Source organism: Bacillus sp. 22483, assembly GCF_052044605.1.
Taxonomy (GTDB): Bacteria; Bacillota; Bacilli; order Bacillales; family Bacillaceae; genus Bacillus; species Bacillus altitudinis.
The window spans coordinates 280,826-296,728 of the sequence record NZ_JBQENU010000001.1 but is presented as its reverse complement, the minus strand read 5'-3'; the positions used below and the strand labels follow the sequence as shown (position 1 = coordinate 296,728).

The 15,903-nt window shown below is 42.4% G+C and carries 22 protein-coding genes and 1 riboswitch; of the genes, 13 read left to right on the top strand and 9 right to left on the bottom strand.

The annotated features are described in order from the left end of the window. Positions 1–4 precede the first annotated feature (4 nt). From ACTJJQ_RS01555 to ACTJJQ_RS01535, 5 genes are all read left to right on the top strand, one after another. Positions 5–772: a thiazole synthase gene (locus ACTJJQ_RS01555; protein WP_074042098.1), complete on the top strand. Its 768-nt coding sequence runs from the start codon at positions 5–7 to the stop codon at positions 770–772. After that, a complete protein-coding gene (locus tag ACTJJQ_RS01550; RefSeq protein WP_024720132.1) occupies positions 769–1,782 on the top strand; it encodes a thiazole biosynthesis adenylyltransferase ThiF in 1,014 nt (337 codons plus the stop codon). The genes ACTJJQ_RS01555 and ACTJJQ_RS01550 overlap by 4 nt, the downstream gene beginning before the upstream one ends. Before the next feature lie 17 nt (positions 1,783–1,799). Then, positions 1,800–2,606: a bifunctional hydroxymethylpyrimidine kinase/phosphomethylpyrimidine kinase gene (gene thiD / locus ACTJJQ_RS01545; protein WP_079919101.1), complete on the top strand. Its 807-nt coding sequence runs from the start codon at positions 1,800–1,802 to the stop codon at positions 2,604–2,606. 149 nt (positions 2,607–2,755) lie between these two features. Further along, positions 2,756–3,532 carry an enoyl-ACP reductase FabI gene (gene fabI, locus ACTJJQ_RS01540; protein WP_003211867.1) on the top strand — a complete coding sequence of 259 codons (777 nt, stop codon included), beginning with the start codon at positions 2,756–2,758 and terminating at the stop codon, positions 3,530–3,532. Between the two features lie 113 nt (positions 3,533–3,645). Then, positions 3,646–4,221 (top strand): CotO family spore coat protein, encoded by a 576-nt coding sequence (locus tag ACTJJQ_RS01535; protein ID WP_079919100.1) that lies wholly within the window; start codon positions 3,646–3,648, stop codon positions 4,219–4,221. Between the two features lie 37 nt (positions 4,222–4,258). Here ACTJJQ_RS01535 and ACTJJQ_RS01530 read toward each other — a convergent pair whose 3' ends face one another. From ACTJJQ_RS01530 to ACTJJQ_RS01510, 5 genes are all read right to left on the bottom strand, one after another. Further along, positions 4,259–4,702, bottom strand: coding sequence for a CotY/CotZ family spore coat protein (locus ACTJJQ_RS01530; protein ID WP_008348434.1), 444 nt, complete (start codon positions 4,700–4,702; stop codon positions 4,259–4,261). A gap of 212 nt (positions 4,703–4,914) precedes the next feature. Then, entirely contained in the window at positions 4,915–5,406 is a 492-nt protein-coding gene (locus ACTJJQ_RS01525; protein WP_008348432.1) for a CotY/CotZ family spore coat protein, read from the bottom strand. Positions 5,407–5,553: 147 nt separating this feature from the next. Then, a complete protein-coding gene (locus ACTJJQ_RS01520; RefSeq protein WP_008348431.1) occupies positions 5,554–6,039 on the bottom strand; it encodes a spore coat protein in 486 nt (161 codons plus the stop codon). A gap of 88 nt (positions 6,040–6,127) precedes the next feature. Further along, on the bottom strand, positions 6,128–6,463 hold the full coding sequence (locus tag ACTJJQ_RS01515; protein ID WP_017359658.1) for a hypothetical protein: 336 nt from the start codon (positions 6,461–6,463) through the stop codon (positions 6,128–6,130). Between the two features lie 44 nt (positions 6,464–6,507). Next, on the bottom strand, positions 6,508–6,894 hold the full coding sequence (locus tag ACTJJQ_RS01510) for a spore coat protein (protein WP_007498962.1): 387 nt from the start codon (positions 6,892–6,894) through the stop codon (positions 6,508–6,510). 177 nt (positions 6,895–7,071) lie between these two features. Here ACTJJQ_RS01510 and ACTJJQ_RS01505 point away from each other — a divergent pair, with 177 nt between their 5' ends. The 5 genes from ACTJJQ_RS01505 to ACTJJQ_RS01485 all read left to right on the top strand — a co-directional run bounded on the left by ACTJJQ_RS01505 (position 7,072) and on the right by ACTJJQ_RS01485 (position 8,544). Further along, a complete protein-coding gene (locus ACTJJQ_RS01505; protein ID WP_035700339.1) occupies positions 7,072–7,422 on the top strand; it encodes a DUF1360 domain-containing protein in 351 nt (116 codons plus the stop codon). A gap of 71 nt (positions 7,423–7,493) precedes the next feature. Further along, the gene (locus ACTJJQ_RS01500; RefSeq protein ID WP_008348422.1) at positions 7,494–7,622 is read left to right on the top strand and encodes a hypothetical protein; all 129 of its coding nucleotides are present in this window, start codon (positions 7,494–7,496) and stop codon (positions 7,620–7,622) included. A gap of 84 nt (positions 7,623–7,706) precedes the next feature. After that, complete coding sequence (locus ACTJJQ_RS01495) at positions 7,707–7,928, top strand: hypothetical protein (RefSeq protein WP_008348420.1); 222 nt, start codon at positions 7,707–7,709, stop codon at positions 7,926–7,928. 84 nt (positions 7,929–8,012) lie between these two features. After that, complete coding sequence (locus tag ACTJJQ_RS01490) at positions 8,013–8,150, top strand: YjcZ family sporulation protein (protein ID WP_008348419.1); 138 nt, start codon at positions 8,013–8,015, stop codon at positions 8,148–8,150. A gap of 136 nt (positions 8,151–8,286) precedes the next feature. Further along, the gene (locus ACTJJQ_RS01485) at positions 8,287–8,544 is read left to right on the top strand and encodes a stage VI sporulation protein F (RefSeq protein WP_008348417.1); all 258 of its coding nucleotides are present in this window, start codon (positions 8,287–8,289) and stop codon (positions 8,542–8,544) included. A gap of 16 nt (positions 8,545–8,560) precedes the next feature. On the opposite strand, the gene ACTJJQ_RS01480 is transcribed toward ACTJJQ_RS01485, so the two are convergent. Next, complete coding sequence (locus ACTJJQ_RS01480; protein WP_440599890.1) at positions 8,561–10,870, bottom strand: ATP-dependent helicase; 2,310 nt, start codon at positions 10,868–10,870, stop codon at positions 8,561–8,563. A 126-nt stretch (positions 10,871–10,996) separates the two neighbouring features. On the opposite strand from ACTJJQ_RS01480, the gene ACTJJQ_RS01475 reads away from it, so the two are divergent. Continuing rightward, positions 10,997–11,254 (top strand): hypothetical protein, encoded by a 258-nt coding sequence (locus tag ACTJJQ_RS01475; RefSeq protein ID WP_008348414.1) that lies wholly within the window; start codon positions 10,997–10,999, stop codon positions 11,252–11,254. A gap of 83 nt (positions 11,255–11,337) precedes the next feature. Here the strand turns inward: ACTJJQ_RS01475 and ACTJJQ_RS01470 are convergent, their stop codons facing one another. From ACTJJQ_RS01470 to ACTJJQ_RS01460, 3 genes are read right to left on the bottom strand one after another with little or no spacing between them, the layout of a single operon-like run. Continuing rightward, complete coding sequence (locus ACTJJQ_RS01470; protein ID WP_008348412.1) at positions 11,338–11,772, bottom strand: GNAT family N-acetyltransferase; 435 nt, start codon at positions 11,770–11,772, stop codon at positions 11,338–11,340. 6 nt (positions 11,773–11,778) lie between these two features. Next, positions 11,779–12,294, bottom strand: a complete 516-nt coding sequence (locus tag ACTJJQ_RS01465) for a YjcG family protein (protein WP_017359656.1) — start codon at positions 12,292–12,294, stop codon at positions 11,779–11,781. A gap of 52 nt (positions 12,295–12,346) precedes the next feature. Then, on the bottom strand, positions 12,347–13,087 hold the full coding sequence (locus ACTJJQ_RS01460) for an esterase family protein (RefSeq protein ID WP_035700344.1): 741 nt from the start codon (positions 13,085–13,087) through the stop codon (positions 12,347–12,349). Between the two features lie 220 nt (positions 13,088–13,307). Next, a riboswitch (SAM riboswitch) is annotated at positions 13,308–13,429 on the top strand. A 79-nt stretch (positions 13,430–13,508) separates the two neighbouring features. Here ACTJJQ_RS01460 and ACTJJQ_RS01455 point away from each other — a divergent pair. Both ACTJJQ_RS01455 and metC read left to right on the top strand, forming a co-directional pair. After that, on the top strand, positions 13,509–14,627 hold the full coding sequence (locus ACTJJQ_RS01455; protein WP_035700347.1) for a methionine biosynthesis PLP-dependent protein: 1,119 nt from the start codon (positions 13,509–13,511) through the stop codon (positions 14,625–14,627). Next, complete coding sequence (gene metC / locus ACTJJQ_RS01450) at positions 14,624–15,802, top strand: cystathionine beta-lyase (protein WP_125589033.1); 1,179 nt, start codon at positions 14,624–14,626, stop codon at positions 15,800–15,802. Before ACTJJQ_RS01455 ends, metC begins: the two co-directional genes overlap by 4 nt. The last annotated feature ends 101 nt before the right edge of the window (positions 15,803–15,903 follow it).

Below are 15,903 nucleotides of genomic sequence, written 5' to 3'. Positions count from 1 at the left end.
CACCATGCTGCGCATTGGCGGAAAAACATTTACATCAAGACTATTACTAGGGACAGGAAAGTATCCATCATTTGAAGTTCAAAAAGAGGCGGTCAACGTATCAGAAGCTGAAATTTTGACCTTTGCTGTGCGAAGAATGGACATATTTGAACCATCACAGCCCAATTTTTTAGAGCAGCTCGATTTATCAGCCTATACATTGCTGCCAAATACTGCCGGGGCAAGTACAGCGGAAGAAGCGGTGCGGATTGCCCGTTTAGCGAAAGCTTCTGGACTGTGTGACATGATCAAAGTAGAAGTCATTGGCTGCTCAAGGTCTCTTCTGCCAGATCCAGTCGAAACGTTAAAAGCATCTGAAATGCTATTAGAAGAAGGTTTTATCGTGTTGCCATATACGTCAGATGATGTGGTGCTAGCAAGGAAATTAGAAGAACTTGGTGTCCATGCCATTATGCCAGGTGCTTCTCCAATCGGTTCAGGTCAAGGGCTTTTAAACCCTCTGAATCTATCGTTTATTATCGAACAGGCAAATGTGCCAGTTATTATTGATGCGGGTGTAGGTTCTCCGAAGGATGCTGCTTATGCGATGGAATTGGGCGCTGATGCTGTATTACTGAATACAGCCGTGTCTGGCGCAAAGGACCCTGTGAAAATGGCTAAAGCGATGAAGCTGGCGATTGAATCAGGAAGACTCGGGTTCGAGGCAGGCCGTATTCCACTCAAAAACTATGGAACAGCCAGCAGTCCGCAGGAAGGAATGCCAGCATTTTGAGCACACGTTATTCACGCCAAGAGCTTTTTAGGCCTATTGGAGAGGAAGGGCAAAAACGGCTACATGCCTCAAAGGCCGTCATTATTGGGGCTGGGGCACTTGGAACAGCGAGTGCTGAAATGCTCGTCCGTGCCGGCGTAGGATCTGTCACCATTTTGGATAGAGATTATATTGAATGGAGCAACCTGCAGCGTCAGCAGCTATACACAGAACAAGATGTTCTTGATCGGCTGCCAAAGGCTGTGGCTGCTGAAAAAAGACTCAAGCAGGTGAACAGTGACGTTCATGTGAGAGGAATCGTCATTGACGTGACCGCTCAAAATATTGATGAGTACGTCAGCGGGGCATCCATCATCGTGGATGCAGCGGATAATTTTGAGGTGAGAATGATTGCGAACGATGCAGCCGTCAAACATCAAATTCCGTTCCTTTACGGAGCCTGTGTAGCAAGCTACGGTATTCAATTCACAGTGATTCCTGGTGAAACACCATGTTTACACTGCCTGCTTGAGCATTTACCTGCACAAGGCATGACATGTGATACAGCAGGAATTATTAGTCCAGTTGTGCAGCAGGTTGCGGCCTATCAAGTGGCGGATGCACTGAAGCTTTTAACAGGACACCACATCACGCCGGTATTAAGATCGTTTGATTTATGGACAAACGAGCGATCTGATATTCGATCCGTTACGTCTTTAAAAAAGAAACAATGTCCAAGCTGCGGTCTTAAGACATATCCATTTCTCTCATATGATCAAAGAGCAAAAGCAGATGTATTATGTGGACGAAATACCGTACAAATTCGCAGTGCACTAGGGGCACCCCCGGCGCTGCATGAAGTAGCCCGTCAGCTAAAGAAAGCAGGAATGGATGTGCTGGAAAATCCTTATTTGCTTTCGTGTCAGAAGGATGAGTACAAGCTCGTTTTATTCAAAGATGGCAGAGCGCTTGTACATGGGACAAATGATATTGCGAAAGCGAGAACGATTTATCATCAATGGATTGGCTAATGAGAGGGTGAGATGACATGACGATTAAAAAAGCATTAACCATCGCAGGTACTGATTCTGGTGGTGGAGCAGGTATTCAAGCAGATTTGAAAACCTTTCAGGAGCTTGGTGTGTACGGAATGTCCGCCATTACCGCCATTACAGCTCAAAACACACTTGGTGTTCACGGTATTTATCCACTGTCTATCGAGGCGCTCGAAAGTCAAATTGATGCAGTAGCAGAAGACTTGTTGCCAGATGCCGCTAAAACAGGGATGCTGTGGAGTGCCGACATGATCAGTGTCGTTGCTGAAAAGACGAAGCAATATGACTTGAAACTAATTGTCGATCCAGTCATGATTGCCAAAGGAGGCGCTTCTTTATTAAATGAAGATGCGGTCTCTGCTATGAAAACACAGTTACTACCTGTCAGTTATGCAGTCACACCGAATCTCCCTGAGGCAGAAGTGCTGACAGGCATGCGCATTCAGACAAAAGACGATCGCCATAGAGCAGCAGAACGACTTTATGAGCTTGGCACGTCCTATGTTGTGATCAAAGGAGGTCATAGTCCTTCAGACGGCCTCATTACAGACCTTTTGTATGATGGAAAAAGCTTTTTTGAACTCACGAATGAACATATTGATACACCACATACACACGGAACAGGCTGTACATTTGCAGCGGCATTAACGGCAGAAATAGCAAAAGGTCATTCCATGAAGGAAGCCTTTGAAACGGCAGAAACCTTTGTCCATGAGGCGATCAAATTTCCTCTGAATATTGGCGCTGGGCACGGACCGACTAACCACTTTGCTTATCAGCAAAACAGAGTCAAAGCATAAAAAGAAGACTGTCTTCACTTGTGAGGACGGTCTTTTTACTGAAATAAAAACTTTCTTTCAACGGAAATTGTCAATATCTCATGATTTGTGATAAGATTATGATCAGGTACTAATACTATGTCTTGAAAAAATAGGAGGCTTTAATACATATGAACTTTTCTTTAGAAGGCCGTAATATTGTGGTGATGGGTGTTGCCAATAAACGAAGCATCGCTTGGGGAATTGCTCGTTCACTTCACGAAGCAGGAGCTCGTTTGATTTTTACTTATGTTGGAGATCGTCTGGCAGAATCAGTGAAAGAGCTAGCAAGCACGCTAGAGCGTGATGATTCCATTATTCTTCCTTGTGATGTGACAAGTGATGAAGAAATCGAAAAATGTTTTGCAACGATTAAAGAAAAAGTACAAGTCATCCATGGTGTTGCACATGCGATTGCATTTGCGAACAAAGAAGAGCTTGTCGGTGAATATTTGAACACGAACCGTGAAGGTTTCCTTTTAGCGCACAACATTAGTGCCTATTCACTAACAGCTGTAGCAAAAGCAGCACGTCCGCTCATGACAGAAGGCGGAAGCATTGTCACACTTACTTACCTAGGCGGAGAGCGCGTTGTCTCTAACTACAATGTCATGGGTGTAGCAAAAGCAGCCCTTGAAGCAAGTGTGAAATACTTAGCAGCTGATCTTGGAGCGGAAGGCATCCGTGTGAACAGCATTTCTGCTGGTCCAATTCGTACGTTATCTGCAAAAGGAATCAGCGGCTTTAATACGATCCTGAAGGATATTGAAGAGCGTGCACCACTTCGCCGTACAACGACTCCTGAAGAAGTTGGCGATACAGCACTATTCTTATTCAGTGATTTATCCCGCGGCATGACAGGTGAGAATCTTCATGTTGATTCTGGCTTCCATATCATTGCCCGCTAAACGAATAATTGATTTGCAGCATACCAATCACTGGTATGCTGTTTTTTATTTTTCTTCTGATTTGGGGTGTCCTCTCATATATATAAGGAATGAATCATTCGGGAGGGATCAGTATGTCAAATAAAGGTGATGAGAATCAAAAGCCGCTTATGTATATTGTTCAGCCGAGCTATGATGAATCAGCGCCGGCCATGCAAAATATTGTGAGAAAGCGAAAGAAGTCAGAAAAACCTTCAGAAACCAAAAAAAGCGCCAAAGAGGATGCCATTGAAGAGAGCGTGCAAGAACCTATATCACAGGAAGTAAAGCAGAAAAAAGAAGAGCCGCCTGCGCTACAGCAAGAGCAGGAGATCAATCAAGAAAAAGATGATTCACAAAATCGAGAGCCAGTACAAGAACAAGAAAAACAACCAGAAGGCGTATTTCATGAAACAAAAGAAGAACCAAGAAGAAAACGAGTGAAGAAGCCGTTAAGCCAAATGAATATCGAGGAGAAAGTCGATTTTCTTACAAGTCTGCCGCATAATATGCCGAGAGCGCTTTGCCTCATTGAAGCCGATGGAAAAACATACAGAGGAATCATCATGGAGAGAAAAGACAATATGGTGGTCATTCGCACGGCAGGCGGCGGTAATCCAGTGGAATTAGCAATTGGTGATATTTCTTCTATTCATCCACTTGGTTTTTAATGAACATAAAAAAAGTCCCATAACGGGACTTTTTTTGTTAGCAGCTACGGTTGATGAGTCTTGGATTTAAGCACTCGATTGCGCAGAAGCAGTCAAGGTCTACTTCAATGCAATATTTTGATTTTTCTAAACGGAACACATCACATACGGAATCTTTATCTGTAAAATCTAAAATATGACGATCTTTGTCAAATGCAATAAGCAAGCTGAGTGTTGCGCAGTGATCAGAGATGTGTTCGACTCTGAAAAATGCAGTGCTGAAGCAAGGGCCAGCATCTACTTCTCCGACGTTTCCGAATGCGACGAATGGTTTTGATTTTGAGGTAAATAGAACAAACGGGACAGTGTCACCTAATGAATGTGATGGAGAAAGGAGATTGCTGTAACAGCTGGTCGGGCAATCCTCTTCGACGGCATTTTGTAAGTCGTTTATGTTTTCAACAGCCTCTGCTACACAGTTCCATGAATGTTTGCGGCTCATATTCAACCCTCCTATACAAGGAAATTTGTTTGAGTGTTTGAGCACTGTCATCATCATCTATAAGCTTTATGAAGTGTCTCGCCGGTTGATGCATCTAATGTCAATCAATGCGGAAGCGGCCGCCTTTTGCTGACTGCTCCGCATGATTGGTTGTCATTCGTGAGGAAGGGGATGCTTTGACTCATGACAAGTTAGATGAGCGGGCGATTGGTTTAGCCGTGGTGATGATGCTTTTTATCTTTTGTTGGCATGACTCTGTCGACAAGTTCTGGATTTAAACATTGGATCGCGCAGAAACAGTTCAAATCAACTTCGATACAAAAGTCCGCTTTTTCTAAACCAAAGAAGTCAGGATCGCAAGGGTGACAAACGCTTAGCGTATGTCCGTGTACATCAACAGGTCTTAACACAGATAATGTGGCACAGCAGTCATGCAATTTTTCAACCCGGAAGAAAATGGATTCGAAGCATTGGCAATCGTCAACAAATCCTCCAATGTTTCCGAAAGTAGAGAACAATCCGCCCTTTTTATCAAAAAGTAAAAACGGAATCGTATCTTTTCCAGAAACTGTCGGGCTTAATAAATTACTGTAGCAGCTCGTAGGACATTTATCTTCTACAGCTTCCTGCTCTGCTAAAATCTTATCAACCGCATCGCATACACAGTTTTCATCATGTCGGCCATGGTGTTTTCCGCAGCTCATGGATTTCAGCTCCTTTAACAAGGTATTTGACTTTAGTCCTTAACAACATATGTATGCGCCCTCTAGTTGGTGTGGGTAAATGACTATTTATCTTTGTTGTATTTTTAGAAAAAGGAAAAGCAGAGCTTTTCGCTCTGCTTTTGTACATTAGAGGATACCAATTGCAACGATCGTCGCAACAAGTGTCTGTGTAAGCGTTTGGATGGCAATAGAGATGTCCGCATCGATTGTAGAGACTGTAACGTTTCTAGAGTTTTCGATGACAAGTTTCTGGCGATTTGTTTGTTTGTGGCTAGCTGCTTGCAAGAGATCTTGCGTGACGCGGTCAGCTAGGTCACCATCAGCGATTGAGATGTTTGTAATGGTGATGATCGCTGTTTGAACAGCTGCTTGGATAGATGCTGCAACCTGTGCATCAACAGAAGAGACGTTAATGTCACAAGAATCTCTAACGATAATGACTTCCTCAGATGTCTGCTTTGTGACACTCACTTGATCAAAGTCTTGTAAAACATCTTCATCATCATAATAGTGGCCGTCACAAACTGCTTTTCTTTCGTAGTTATGATGGTAATCGCCGTGGTGTGTACAGTTACGATCTAGAGCGACCCAAGAGTATGGTTTAGAATCCATTTCTTTTCCTCCTTCCGTTTACTTTATTAAATGCTGGAATGATTGGTTTTGTCTCGGGCATTTATCCTAGCAGGCAACCCATTTTTATTTAATCGTTATTTTGCTGCGCTTGACGGCGCTGCTGGATACGATCTCGAAGTGAATTTCGTTTAGGGCGCACTTGCGGTTCAGGCTCGACCTCTTCTGCATATTTTGCTGCCTCTGCCTGACGCTTTTTCTCCTGCTGCTGCTGTACGAAATCATCTGCTTTCTTTTGTAAATCCTGAACCAGCTTCAAAATCATCCTTCTTTGATCTTCTGAAAGGTTTGCTTTCTGATCATCTGTGACATTATTTTTGTTTAAAATATCACTCACAAGAAGGCTTGTTAATGGATCAACATCAGTGTTGATTTGAAACTCCTTTTTTTCGTTCTCTTCAGCCACGATTATTTCACCTCTTTCATACATGATGTTAGAAAAAGAAAGGGTCAAAGAATGCCGGCTTCAACTAAAAGTACATTTAGTGTTTGAGTGAGAATTTGTACGGAATTCATAATGGATGCATCAGATAATGTAATCGTGACGTTATAACAATTGATGATTTGAATCACTGTTTTCTTTTGAACTGTCACTTGTTGTGCAGCTAAAAGCTGTTCTGTGATGTCTGCAGCCAATTCATCATCTGGTACAAGAATTTGAATTAAAAGAGTAATGATTGTCGTTACGGTCGCTTGAAGGGAGAGTGCGGCTGTTACATCTGTTTTATGAATCGTGACATTTTCGGAATCCTTGATCTCGATGAAATCATCATAATTGCTGATTAATTCGTTTAACAGTTGTGTGTATAATAAATCAGCACTTTCTTCAATAGACAATACTTTCACTCCTTTCTTATCTATACATTATTTAATGCAGCAGAGGCTCAAGGTGGAATCGGAAAGCATGAAAAAGTACAACCCAATTTTATTTGCACTCGATTCATCATGGCGGTCTTTCTTTTTGCATATATAAAGAAAGGACGGAAAAAGAAGAATGAAGGAGGTGGAGGTTCCATGAGCGGCGCTTTGTCATTTGCTATATTTGCCCTCGCATCCTTTAGGCTGACGAGATTGATCGTGTTTGATACGATTACAGCCCCCTTTCGCCGTCTATTTCATGAAGAGCAAGAAGAGGTAAACGAACAAGGTGAAGTCGAGACCTATATCGTCATTAAGGGGAAGGGACTGCGATCTTGGATAGGAGAGCTGTTAAGCTGTTATTGGTGTACGGGTATGTGGTGCACTGCTGCTTTACTACTGATATACATATTTTTTCCTGTCATCAGCATGTGGCTTAATTTACTATTAGCGATTGCCGCCGCAGCAGGCTTGATTGAAGCAGTCGTGTCGAAGCTTGTGAAATAAACAGGCATTCTGATCAGACACGCTTAAAGAAAATGCATATACTAACATGGAATAGGAAAGGAAGGGTTGCGATGAAACCAACTGAAACACCGTCACATATGCTTCAAGGGTATCCAGCGCAGTCAAATCAACAATCTGTATATACGAAGAAAATCAAGAAGACGGGCTGCGGCTGCGGGAAGAAAAAGAAACCTCAATAGGGAAAAACAAAAGCCGGATTTATCCGGTTTTTTTGTTGCCCTTTTTTTGGGTGATGCATATGTAAGAGAGAAGGGGTGACCAGAATGGATGCATTCGAACAATTAATCGGTTCCTTGTTCACTAAACCCCATGATGGGAAAGAGCAAGCGCACGAAAAAGCTGAAATGGATCTAGCGAATAAAGCGAAGGATCTTGAAGAGCACTTAAAAGCATTTGGCGAGAAAATGGATACTTTTGCGAAAGAAACAGAAGCATTCATGATCCGTCATGGAGAGGCAGATTACGTCTTTAAACAGCAGAAATAAAAATTCCGCACTTTTTTATGTGATCGTCCAAACCATTTCATGTATTTTTCATATTTTGTAAGGGAGAAGAGGAGGTGCTTAAATATGAGTTGTTACGGTTACGGTGGCGGTTATTGCGGAGGTTATGGTGGCGGCTACGGCGGCGGTTATGGTTCAACTTTTGTTCTTGTCGTCGTGCTTTTCATCCTTCTAATCATCGTTGGTGCTTCTTTCTTTAACTAAACAGTAAGAAGGTGAGGGAAGCAATAGGGAAGCCTTTTGCTTTCCTTTCTCTTTGCTAACAAGGCAGCAGGATAGGCACATATCTCGCCTATTTTCATATAGTAAGGTGATTACTCCACAAAGAGGAGGCAAAGGAATGGATAATAAATTCTTTAAAAGTGTGGAAAATAAAACAGGTGTAAATATGAATGATGTCTTTAAGCTTGCAGGTTCTTTGCAAAACGCGAACTTTAAAGATGAGAATACCGTTCGAGGTGTCATTAAAAAAGTGGCGCAGCTTGCAAACAAACGTGTACCTAAAGAAATGGAAGACAAAATCGTTCAATCGATTACAAGTGGAAAAGAAAAGCTTGATTTTAATACAATCGCTAAAATGATGAACAACAAAAAATAAACAACAGGCTCTCCATTTAAAGGGGGGCCTGTTGTTTTTGTGTGAATAATTCACGATTTTTCTTTAAAAGAGGGTACAAAAAGCGGGAGCGGTGAGCCGTTTTTCCTCTTCTATATGATGGAACGGATAGATAAAGGGATTGTTCTGCTCTCGTCATGGCAACGTATAATAAGCGCCGCTCCTCTTCGATGGCTTCTTCATCACCGCTTCTCAGCTCATCAAGTGCAAAGTCATGAGGGAGCGCCCCATCAACCACGCTCGTGATGTACACTGTTTGGAATTCTAGTCCCTTCGCACGGTGGATCGTCATGAGCTGAACGCCTGGTTCATCTGATTTTTCCTTTTCAGCAGATTTCATATGTTCGGCATGAGCGAGGAAGGCTTCAATCGTTTCAAAACGTTTCGCCGCTGTTTTCACATCTCGTACATCATCTGTTCCTTTTTCAAGCACATTCGTATCATTCACACGTTTTTTTAAATAACCACCAAGTCCCATCCTTTGTTCAATAAACGCTACAGCTTCAGATGGCTTTAACGATTTTAACGTTCGAAACAGGGGAACGATCGATTGTAGTTTTTTGCGCTGAAACGGCTGAATGTCTGTTAGCTTTCCAAGTGCCTCTACCATAGAACAATCTTCCGTAATGGTCAGCGCCTTCATGGTATTCAGTGTTTGCTGCTTTAAAAAGAAAACGGGCAGCAGCAGCTTCATTGCGGCGACATCATCTGCATCCTGACTGAGCGAAAGAAAAGCGAGCAGCACCCGAACAATTCTTCTGCTATAAAAGGCTTTTACGCCAGCATCGGTTTGATACGGAATCGCCGATTGATGAAGACGTTCATAAATCGCTCGGCCTCCTGTATTCGTTCTAAACAGCACGCAAAAGTCATTCGGTTTTGCACCGTTTTTAATTTTCTCCTGAATATCTGCTACGATCATGGTCGCTTCCTCTTCCTCGTCATATGGATAAAAAAGAGTCGGCGGAATTTTCTCCACGCGAACGGCTTTTAACGTTTTCTCGTAACGATGCTGGTTCTTCTTAATAATGGCGTCAGCACTTGCGACAATCGTATGATGAGAGCGGTAATTTGCATGTAAATGGACGATCTCGGCCGAAGGATAGTCCTGTTTGAAGTCAAGAATAAAAGCAGGATTGCTTCCTCTAAATGCATAGATGGCTTGATCATCATCGCCTACACAAAATAGCTGCTCGGATTCTCCAGCTAAAAGCTGGATTAATTGATATTGTACGGGATTAATATCTTGAAATTCATCTACTAAAATATACTTGAATCGTTCTTGATATTGTTTGAGCAATTCAGGCTGCTTATTCAGCATGTGTAAACAGGCAATCGCCATGTCATCAAAGTCAAATTGTTGATTTTCACGCTTTTGCTGTTCGTATGACTGATAGATTGTCCACATTTGCTTTTCCTTTTCATCTTTCAGCTCAGGAAGTTCGTTTGGTAAAAAAGCATTTTTCCAATAGCCGATTGATTGCAGCACTTGACCGGTTGGATAGTCTTTTTCATCAAGTCCTTCATGCATGATCGCTTTGCGAATATACTGCTCTTTTTGCCAGTCGAATTTAATCAAATGCTGTCCGTTCCATTTGCCCCGATCATCGTGAAGCAGCATTTTATAAAATAGACTGTGGAATGTGCCTGTCACAACTTGGCTCGCCTGTGAAGGATGAAGCTGATACTGCATACGCAGTCTTTCTTTCATTTCACTGCTTGCTTTTGTGGTGAAGGTCACGAGCAGGATATGGTGAGCAGGGATTTGATGGTATGACATCAGATAAGCAGCTCTTGCTGTCAGTACCCTTGTTTTCCCGCTGCCGGCGCCAGCCAGCACAAGCATCGGACCGTCTTTGTGTGTGACAGCTTGAAGCTGCGGTGCGCTAAAGGTGATGTGTGGAAAGAGGTCAATGGTATGCACTTCTTCATTCTTTTCTAAATGAAAGGTTTCGCCAAATTGAATGGACCGTGGTTCCTGCCAGTCATCCGATTCTTCTGTTTGTGAGATGATCTGTTTGCCGGTTGGAAAGCGAAAGCCGCCAAGTTCTTTGTAGGATGCCTCTTCCTCTCGTTCAGCCGGTTTCTTTTCCTCTTGTTGTTCTCTTTTTTCGCAAATCTCTTGCTGAGATATTTGCTTATGGATAAAGGCAGGTACTTCATGTATATTTAATCTAAAAAAGACGGGTTGTCCGCAATATGGGCAAGATAAATGCCCTTTTTTTCCCTCATCATGGAGGAATTGATAGTGTTCTCTCGAATATGTATGTAATGAGATCGTTCGATCATGTCGTCGTGCGCATTTCAAAGCTAGTCCTCCAATAGTCAATCAATGTTAAAAAGAAACACATCTAATCATATCAAATGAGGCGTGTTTCAAACAGTCATAATTAGGGAATAGTAGAGTAGAAGAGAAGCAAAGGAGGCGTTCTTGATGGGATATATAGCCCCGATTCAGCCGGATCTGTATTTTCAATATATCAATCGTCCTGCTCCTCAGGATAAAGAAGACTATGCGAAAGTGACGAAGGTCACCCGCACCTTTCATGACAAGGTATACAGAGAGCTGGAGAAAAAAGAGGACTTAGTGACAGAAGCGGAAACGAAAGTACAGCAAAAAAAGCGGGAACGCTTTGTACGAGATATGTTTATGGAAGAAGGTAAGGGCGTTCATATCAATACTTACGTCTAAATGACTACGCTTTCTTCCTGAGCGAACGAGATGGAATCAATAAAAAGCCAGAGCATCCATGATGCCCTGGCTTTTTATTTTCGTTAAACGGATAGTGTTTTTGTCATTTTGACATGTGTAATCCCTGCTTCTTCAAACGGTTCTGAAACGGCTTTGTAGCCTTTCTTTTCGTAGAAGGGAAGAGCTTGGACTTGTGCATGCATGACAGCTTCTTTCGCCCCGTTTGCCATCGCTTCAGACTCAAGTGCTTCTAAAAGCTGGTGGCCAAGACCGAAAGAGCGCGCCTCTTTTAATACACAAATTCGTTCAAGCTTTGCCTTATGACCTTCAATTATGCGCAGTCTAGCAGCAGCTTGTGGTTTATTGTCATCATTATAAATGACAAAGTGAATGGCTTCGTCCTCAAGTTCATCAATTTCGATCTCTAACGGGACTTCTTGTTCTTTTACGAAAACTTCTTTTCGAACATAATAAGCATCTTCTCGTTGTGTTTGTTCTTTTACGATGACTGTATTCAAATGTCTTTAACCCTCTTCTCCTAAGATAAATGTTTCATAAACGGTCCAAGAACCGTTCTCTAATTGATATAAAAGATGGAAGCGGTCAACCGTTTCCTCGTGGTCAATTTTTCTCAGCTTCAATGTGCCTAGAACGTCTGAATGCTCATCGTCTGATAACTTTTGAGCCACTGTCACATGCGGAACAAACGCATATTCAGGTGTACCAGCAAGCGGATCAGTGTACAACTTCTCATTGAGAGCCATTAATTCTTCGTTCGGTTCTACTTTCATATAAATCACGTTGTTTACAGGAGCGAATGAACTGAATTTTTTAATACGTAACGTAATAGGAGAAGCATTTTTTGCGTACTCTCGCAAGGTGGAGACGACCTCAGCTGCTTCTAGATCCGTTAATTCAAAAGGTGTTCTTAATGTTAAATGAGGTGGTATGAGTGCATAGTTCGGATCATAACGTTTCCGATAAGAGTTCGCAATGTCTTGCAATTTTTTTGATGGAAATAAAACAACTCCGTATTTCATCATGTTCCCTCCTGATTAAGAAAGTATTTATTATTTTTTATTATAACAAAATTCAGTTGATTAACGAATATGGGAGCATTCTTTTTAACGAAGGTGAAATGAGCGGCTGCCAAAACGTCCATTTATGATCGCCTTCGAATGTCTCAAATAAATAATCCGCACCGGATTTCTCCAAAAGAATCTTTAATTCTTCGTTTGGCTGAATAAAGTCTAGCACTTGCCCATCTGTCGTTTTCACAGCTGTTTCTTCTAACCCGATTTGATGGATAATGGCATAGTGAGCAAGGGATGATGACTGTTTGACTGCTTGCAGAACCGACTCATCCACGTAAGGAGACTGCAAAATCAGTCCACCAAATAACGAAGGATAATCAATGGCTGTCATAAGTGAGATCGTAGCACCTAATGAATCACCAATAAATGTACGACCTGATCCAACTTGATACGTTGGGTAGTGTTCATCAATATACGGAACTAGTTCATTTGCCAAAAAGCGTTTATACGCCTCGAACTTTGGTCCGTCTGGATGATACGTATTTCGCCTTTCAGTCACATTTTCATATGGGACACCAATGATAATCGAGCGTTCCATTTCTTTGTTTTGCATTAATTCTTCCGCCTGTCTGCCTATTTTACCTAGACGGAAATAATCATGACCATCTTGTGCAATGATGACATGATATGTATAAAGGGGGGAGTAATTGACTGGCAAATAAATCAAAATGGTCATATCTGCCCCAAGTTCTTTTGACTGTAAGGTTTCTTCTTGAATGATGCCTGTTTTCTTCACCATAATCCATTCCTCCAGCTAACCAAATTCATCATAAGTGAAACGTTTCCATTCATTGTAACACGAAAAACAGCGTTGTTCCTATATGCTAACATGCAATCAAATTGGCTGACATTCAATCTGCTGCAAAATACAGAAAATTTTAATTAATCGTTACATTTCCCCTTGAAAAATGAGGTTTAATGCGTTACAGTATTAAGAATTAGAACAGACAGACAACACATTCTTATCGTGAGAGGTGGAGGGACTGGCCCTTTGAAACCTCAGCAACCGGTATGCATCACTTCATGTGATGTACCAAGGTGCTAAATCCAGCAAGCAGCTTTTTTGCTTGGAAGATAAGAGGAAGCGATTAAACCCCTTCTTCTTATGAAGAAGGGGTTTTTCTGTTTTGAAATTAGATTTTTACTTAGGATGGTGTCAAATGACAGAACATGTGGAAACGAAGTTAGCGCAAATTGGAAACCGCAGCGAAGAGGTGACTGGTACTGTCAGTCCTCCCGTTTATCTTTCAACAGCTTACAGACATAGAGGCATTGGGGAATCAACAGGATTTGATTATATTCGGACGAAAAACCCAACAAGGCAGCTTGTAGAAGATGCGATTGCTTCACTCGAAGAAGGAACGGCCGGTTTTGCCTTCAGTTCGGGAATGGCTGCCATCCAAACGATCATGGCGCTGTTTGAGAGCGGGGATGAACTCATTGTTTCATCAGATTTATATGGCGGTACATACCGTCTATTTGAAAACGAATGGAAAAAGTACGGACTGCGCTTTGTTTATGATGATTTTTCAGATGAAGACTGTTTACGCTCTAAAATGACGCCAAATACAAAAGCCGTCTTTATTGAAACGCCAACAAACCCACTCATGCAGGAAGCGGATATTCAAAAGGTTGCGAAAATCGCAAAAGATCACGGTGCATTGGTCATTGTGGATAACACCTTTTATACGCCCGTCTTGCAAAAACCGATTACACTCGGAGCAGACATTGTCATTCATAGTGCAACCAAATATTTAGGCGGACATAACGATGTTCTTGCCGGACTTGTCGTCACAAATGGGGAGCAGCTATCGGAAGACATGTTCCAGCATCAAAACGCCATCGGAGCGGTTTTATCTCCATTTGACTCATGGCTTTTAATGAGAGGAATGAAAACATTGGCGCTGAGAATGCGCCAGCACGAAGCTAATGCGAAGGAATTAGCTGACTTTCTAAAGCAGCAGCCGGAAATTCAAGATGTGCTTTACCCAGGAAAGGGAGGCATGCTGTCATTCCGAGTAGCCAAAGAGGACTGGGTCAATCCATTTTTAAAGAAGCTGAAAACGATTTGTTTTGCTGAAAGCCTTGGCGGAGTCGAAAGCTTCATTACGTATCCTGCAACGCAAACGCACATGGATATTCCAGAAGAGATTCGCATCGCAAACGGTGTGTGTAATAAGCTTCTCCGTTTCTCTGTTGGGATTGAGCATGTGGAGGACCTAAAAGCAGACTTAAAACAGGCACTATCAAATGTGAAAGAGGAGGTACACACGAAATGACCACACATGATTGGACACTAGAAACACAACTCGTTCATAATGCGTTTAAAACAGACCGCTCAACAGGTGCAGTCAGTGTACCGATTCAACATGCATCGACGTTTCACCAAAGCAGCTTCGATGACTTTGGTCAATATGACTACTCCAGATCAGGCACCCCTACACGTCAGGCATTAGAGGATACCATTGCAGCGCTAGAAGGAGGAACGAGAGGGCTTGCCTTTGCGTCAGGTATGGCAGCCATTTCAACCGCTTTTCTTCTATTATCAAAAGGAGATCATGTTCTTGTCACAAGAGATGTGTACGGCGGGACTTTCCGAATGATCACCCAAGTTCTTTCAAGATTTGGGATTGAGCATACCTTTGTGGACATGACCAATTTGAATGAAGTGAAACAAGGCATTCAATCAAATACAAAAGTCATTTACATGGAAACACCGTCAAACCCTACACTCGGTATTACGGATATTGAAGGTGTCGTACAGATTGCGAAAGAACATGACTGTCTGACTTTCTTAGATAATACGTTTTTAACGCCTGCGCTTCAGCGTCCGCTGGACCTTGGTGTAGACGTTGTGCTGCACAGCGCAACGAAATTTTTAAGCGGCCACAGTGATGTACTCTCAGGCTTAGCCGTGGTGAAAGATGAGAAGCTAGGAGACGAACTTTATTCGCTGCAAAACTCCTTCGGGGCGGTACTTGGCGTACAGGATTGCTGGCTTGTGCTTAGAGGATTAAAGACCCTTCAAGTCAGATTAGAAAAAGCCAGTCAAACCGCATTAGAACTGGCTACATTCCTAAAAGAACATCCTGCGGTCAAAAAAGTATACTACCCAGGATTAGATGATCACCCAGGGGCAGACATTCAGCGGAAGCAGGCGAGCGGTGCAGGTGCTGTTCTTTCATTTGAACTAGAAAACCAAGCGGCTGTCAAAGAATTGGTCGATGGCGTCACATTACCTGTATTCGCCGTCAGCCTCGGAGCAGTCGAATCCATTCTTTCCTATCCGGCCAAAATGTCCCATGCCGCTATGCCAAAAGAAGAAAGAGAAAAAAGAGGCATCACGGATGGTTTACTTCGATTAAGTGTGGGCGTAGAAAACGGAGAAGACCTCAAAAGGGACTTCAAACAAGCACTAGATCAACTAAAGCCAGCTCTTGTGAACCAATCATAAAAGTCAGTAAAAAGCCGGTGCGTATACCGGCTTTTCGCCTTTTTTGAACAAAACCATTGACGACTGATCATGATGGTTATATAATAGAGACTGTCAGTAAC

Excerpts from the sequence above, each read along its gene's own strand:
- ACTJJQ_RS01555 (WP_074042098.1), top strand. The coding sequence starts at position 5 with ATGCTGCGCATTGGCGGAAAAACATTTACATCAAGACTATTACTAGGG.
- thiD (WP_079919101.1), top strand. The coding sequence starts at position 1,800 with ATGACGATTAAAAAAGCATTAACCATCGCAGGTACTGATTCTGGTGGT.
- fabI (WP_003211867.1), top strand. The coding sequence starts at position 2,756 with ATGAACTTTTCTTTAGAAGGCCGTAATATTGTGGTGATGGGTGTTGCC.
- ACTJJQ_RS01535 (WP_079919100.1), top strand. The coding sequence starts at position 3,646 with ATGTCAAATAAAGGTGATGAGAATCAAAAGCCGCTTATGTATATTGTT.
- ACTJJQ_RS01530 (WP_008348434.1), bottom strand. The coding sequence starts at position 4,702 with ATGAGCCGCAAACATTCATGGAACTGTGTAGCAGAGGCTGTTGAAAAC.
- ACTJJQ_RS01525 (WP_008348432.1), bottom strand. The coding sequence starts at position 5,406 with ATGAGCTGCGGAAAACACCATGGCCGACATGATGAAAACTGTGTATGC.
- ACTJJQ_RS01520 (WP_008348431.1), bottom strand. The coding sequence starts at position 6,039 with ATGGATTCTAAACCATACTCTTGGGTCGCTCTAGATCGTAACTGTACA.
- ACTJJQ_RS01505 (WP_035700339.1), top strand. The coding sequence starts at position 7,072 with ATGAGCGGCGCTTTGTCATTTGCTATATTTGCCCTCGCATCCTTTAGG.
- ACTJJQ_RS01500 (WP_008348422.1), top strand. The coding sequence starts at position 7,494 with ATGAAACCAACTGAAACACCGTCACATATGCTTCAAGGGTATCCAGCG.
- ACTJJQ_RS01495 (WP_008348420.1), top strand. The coding sequence starts at position 7,707 with ATGGATGCATTCGAACAATTAATCGGTTCCTTGTTCACTAAACCCCAT.
- ACTJJQ_RS01490 (WP_008348419.1), top strand. The coding sequence starts at position 8,013 with ATGAGTTGTTACGGTTACGGTGGCGGTTATTGCGGAGGTTATGGTGGC.
- ACTJJQ_RS01485 (WP_008348417.1), top strand. The coding sequence starts at position 8,287 with ATGGATAATAAATTCTTTAAAAGTGTGGAAAATAAAACAGGTGTAAAT.
- ACTJJQ_RS01475 (WP_008348414.1), top strand. The coding sequence starts at position 10,997 with ATGGGATATATAGCCCCGATTCAGCCGGATCTGTATTTTCAATATATC.
- ACTJJQ_RS01465 (WP_017359656.1), bottom strand. The coding sequence starts at position 12,294 with ATGAAATACGGAGTTGTTTTATTTCCATCAAAAAAATTGCAAGACATT.
- ACTJJQ_RS01460 (WP_035700344.1), bottom strand. The coding sequence starts at position 13,087 with ATGGTGAAGAAAACAGGCATCATTCAAGAAGAAACCTTACAGTCAAAA.
- ACTJJQ_RS01455 (WP_035700347.1), top strand. The coding sequence starts at position 13,509 with ATGACAGAACATGTGGAAACGAAGTTAGCGCAAATTGGAAACCGCAGC.
- metC (WP_125589033.1), top strand. The coding sequence starts at position 14,624 with ATGACCACACATGATTGGACACTAGAAACACAACTCGTTCATAATGCG.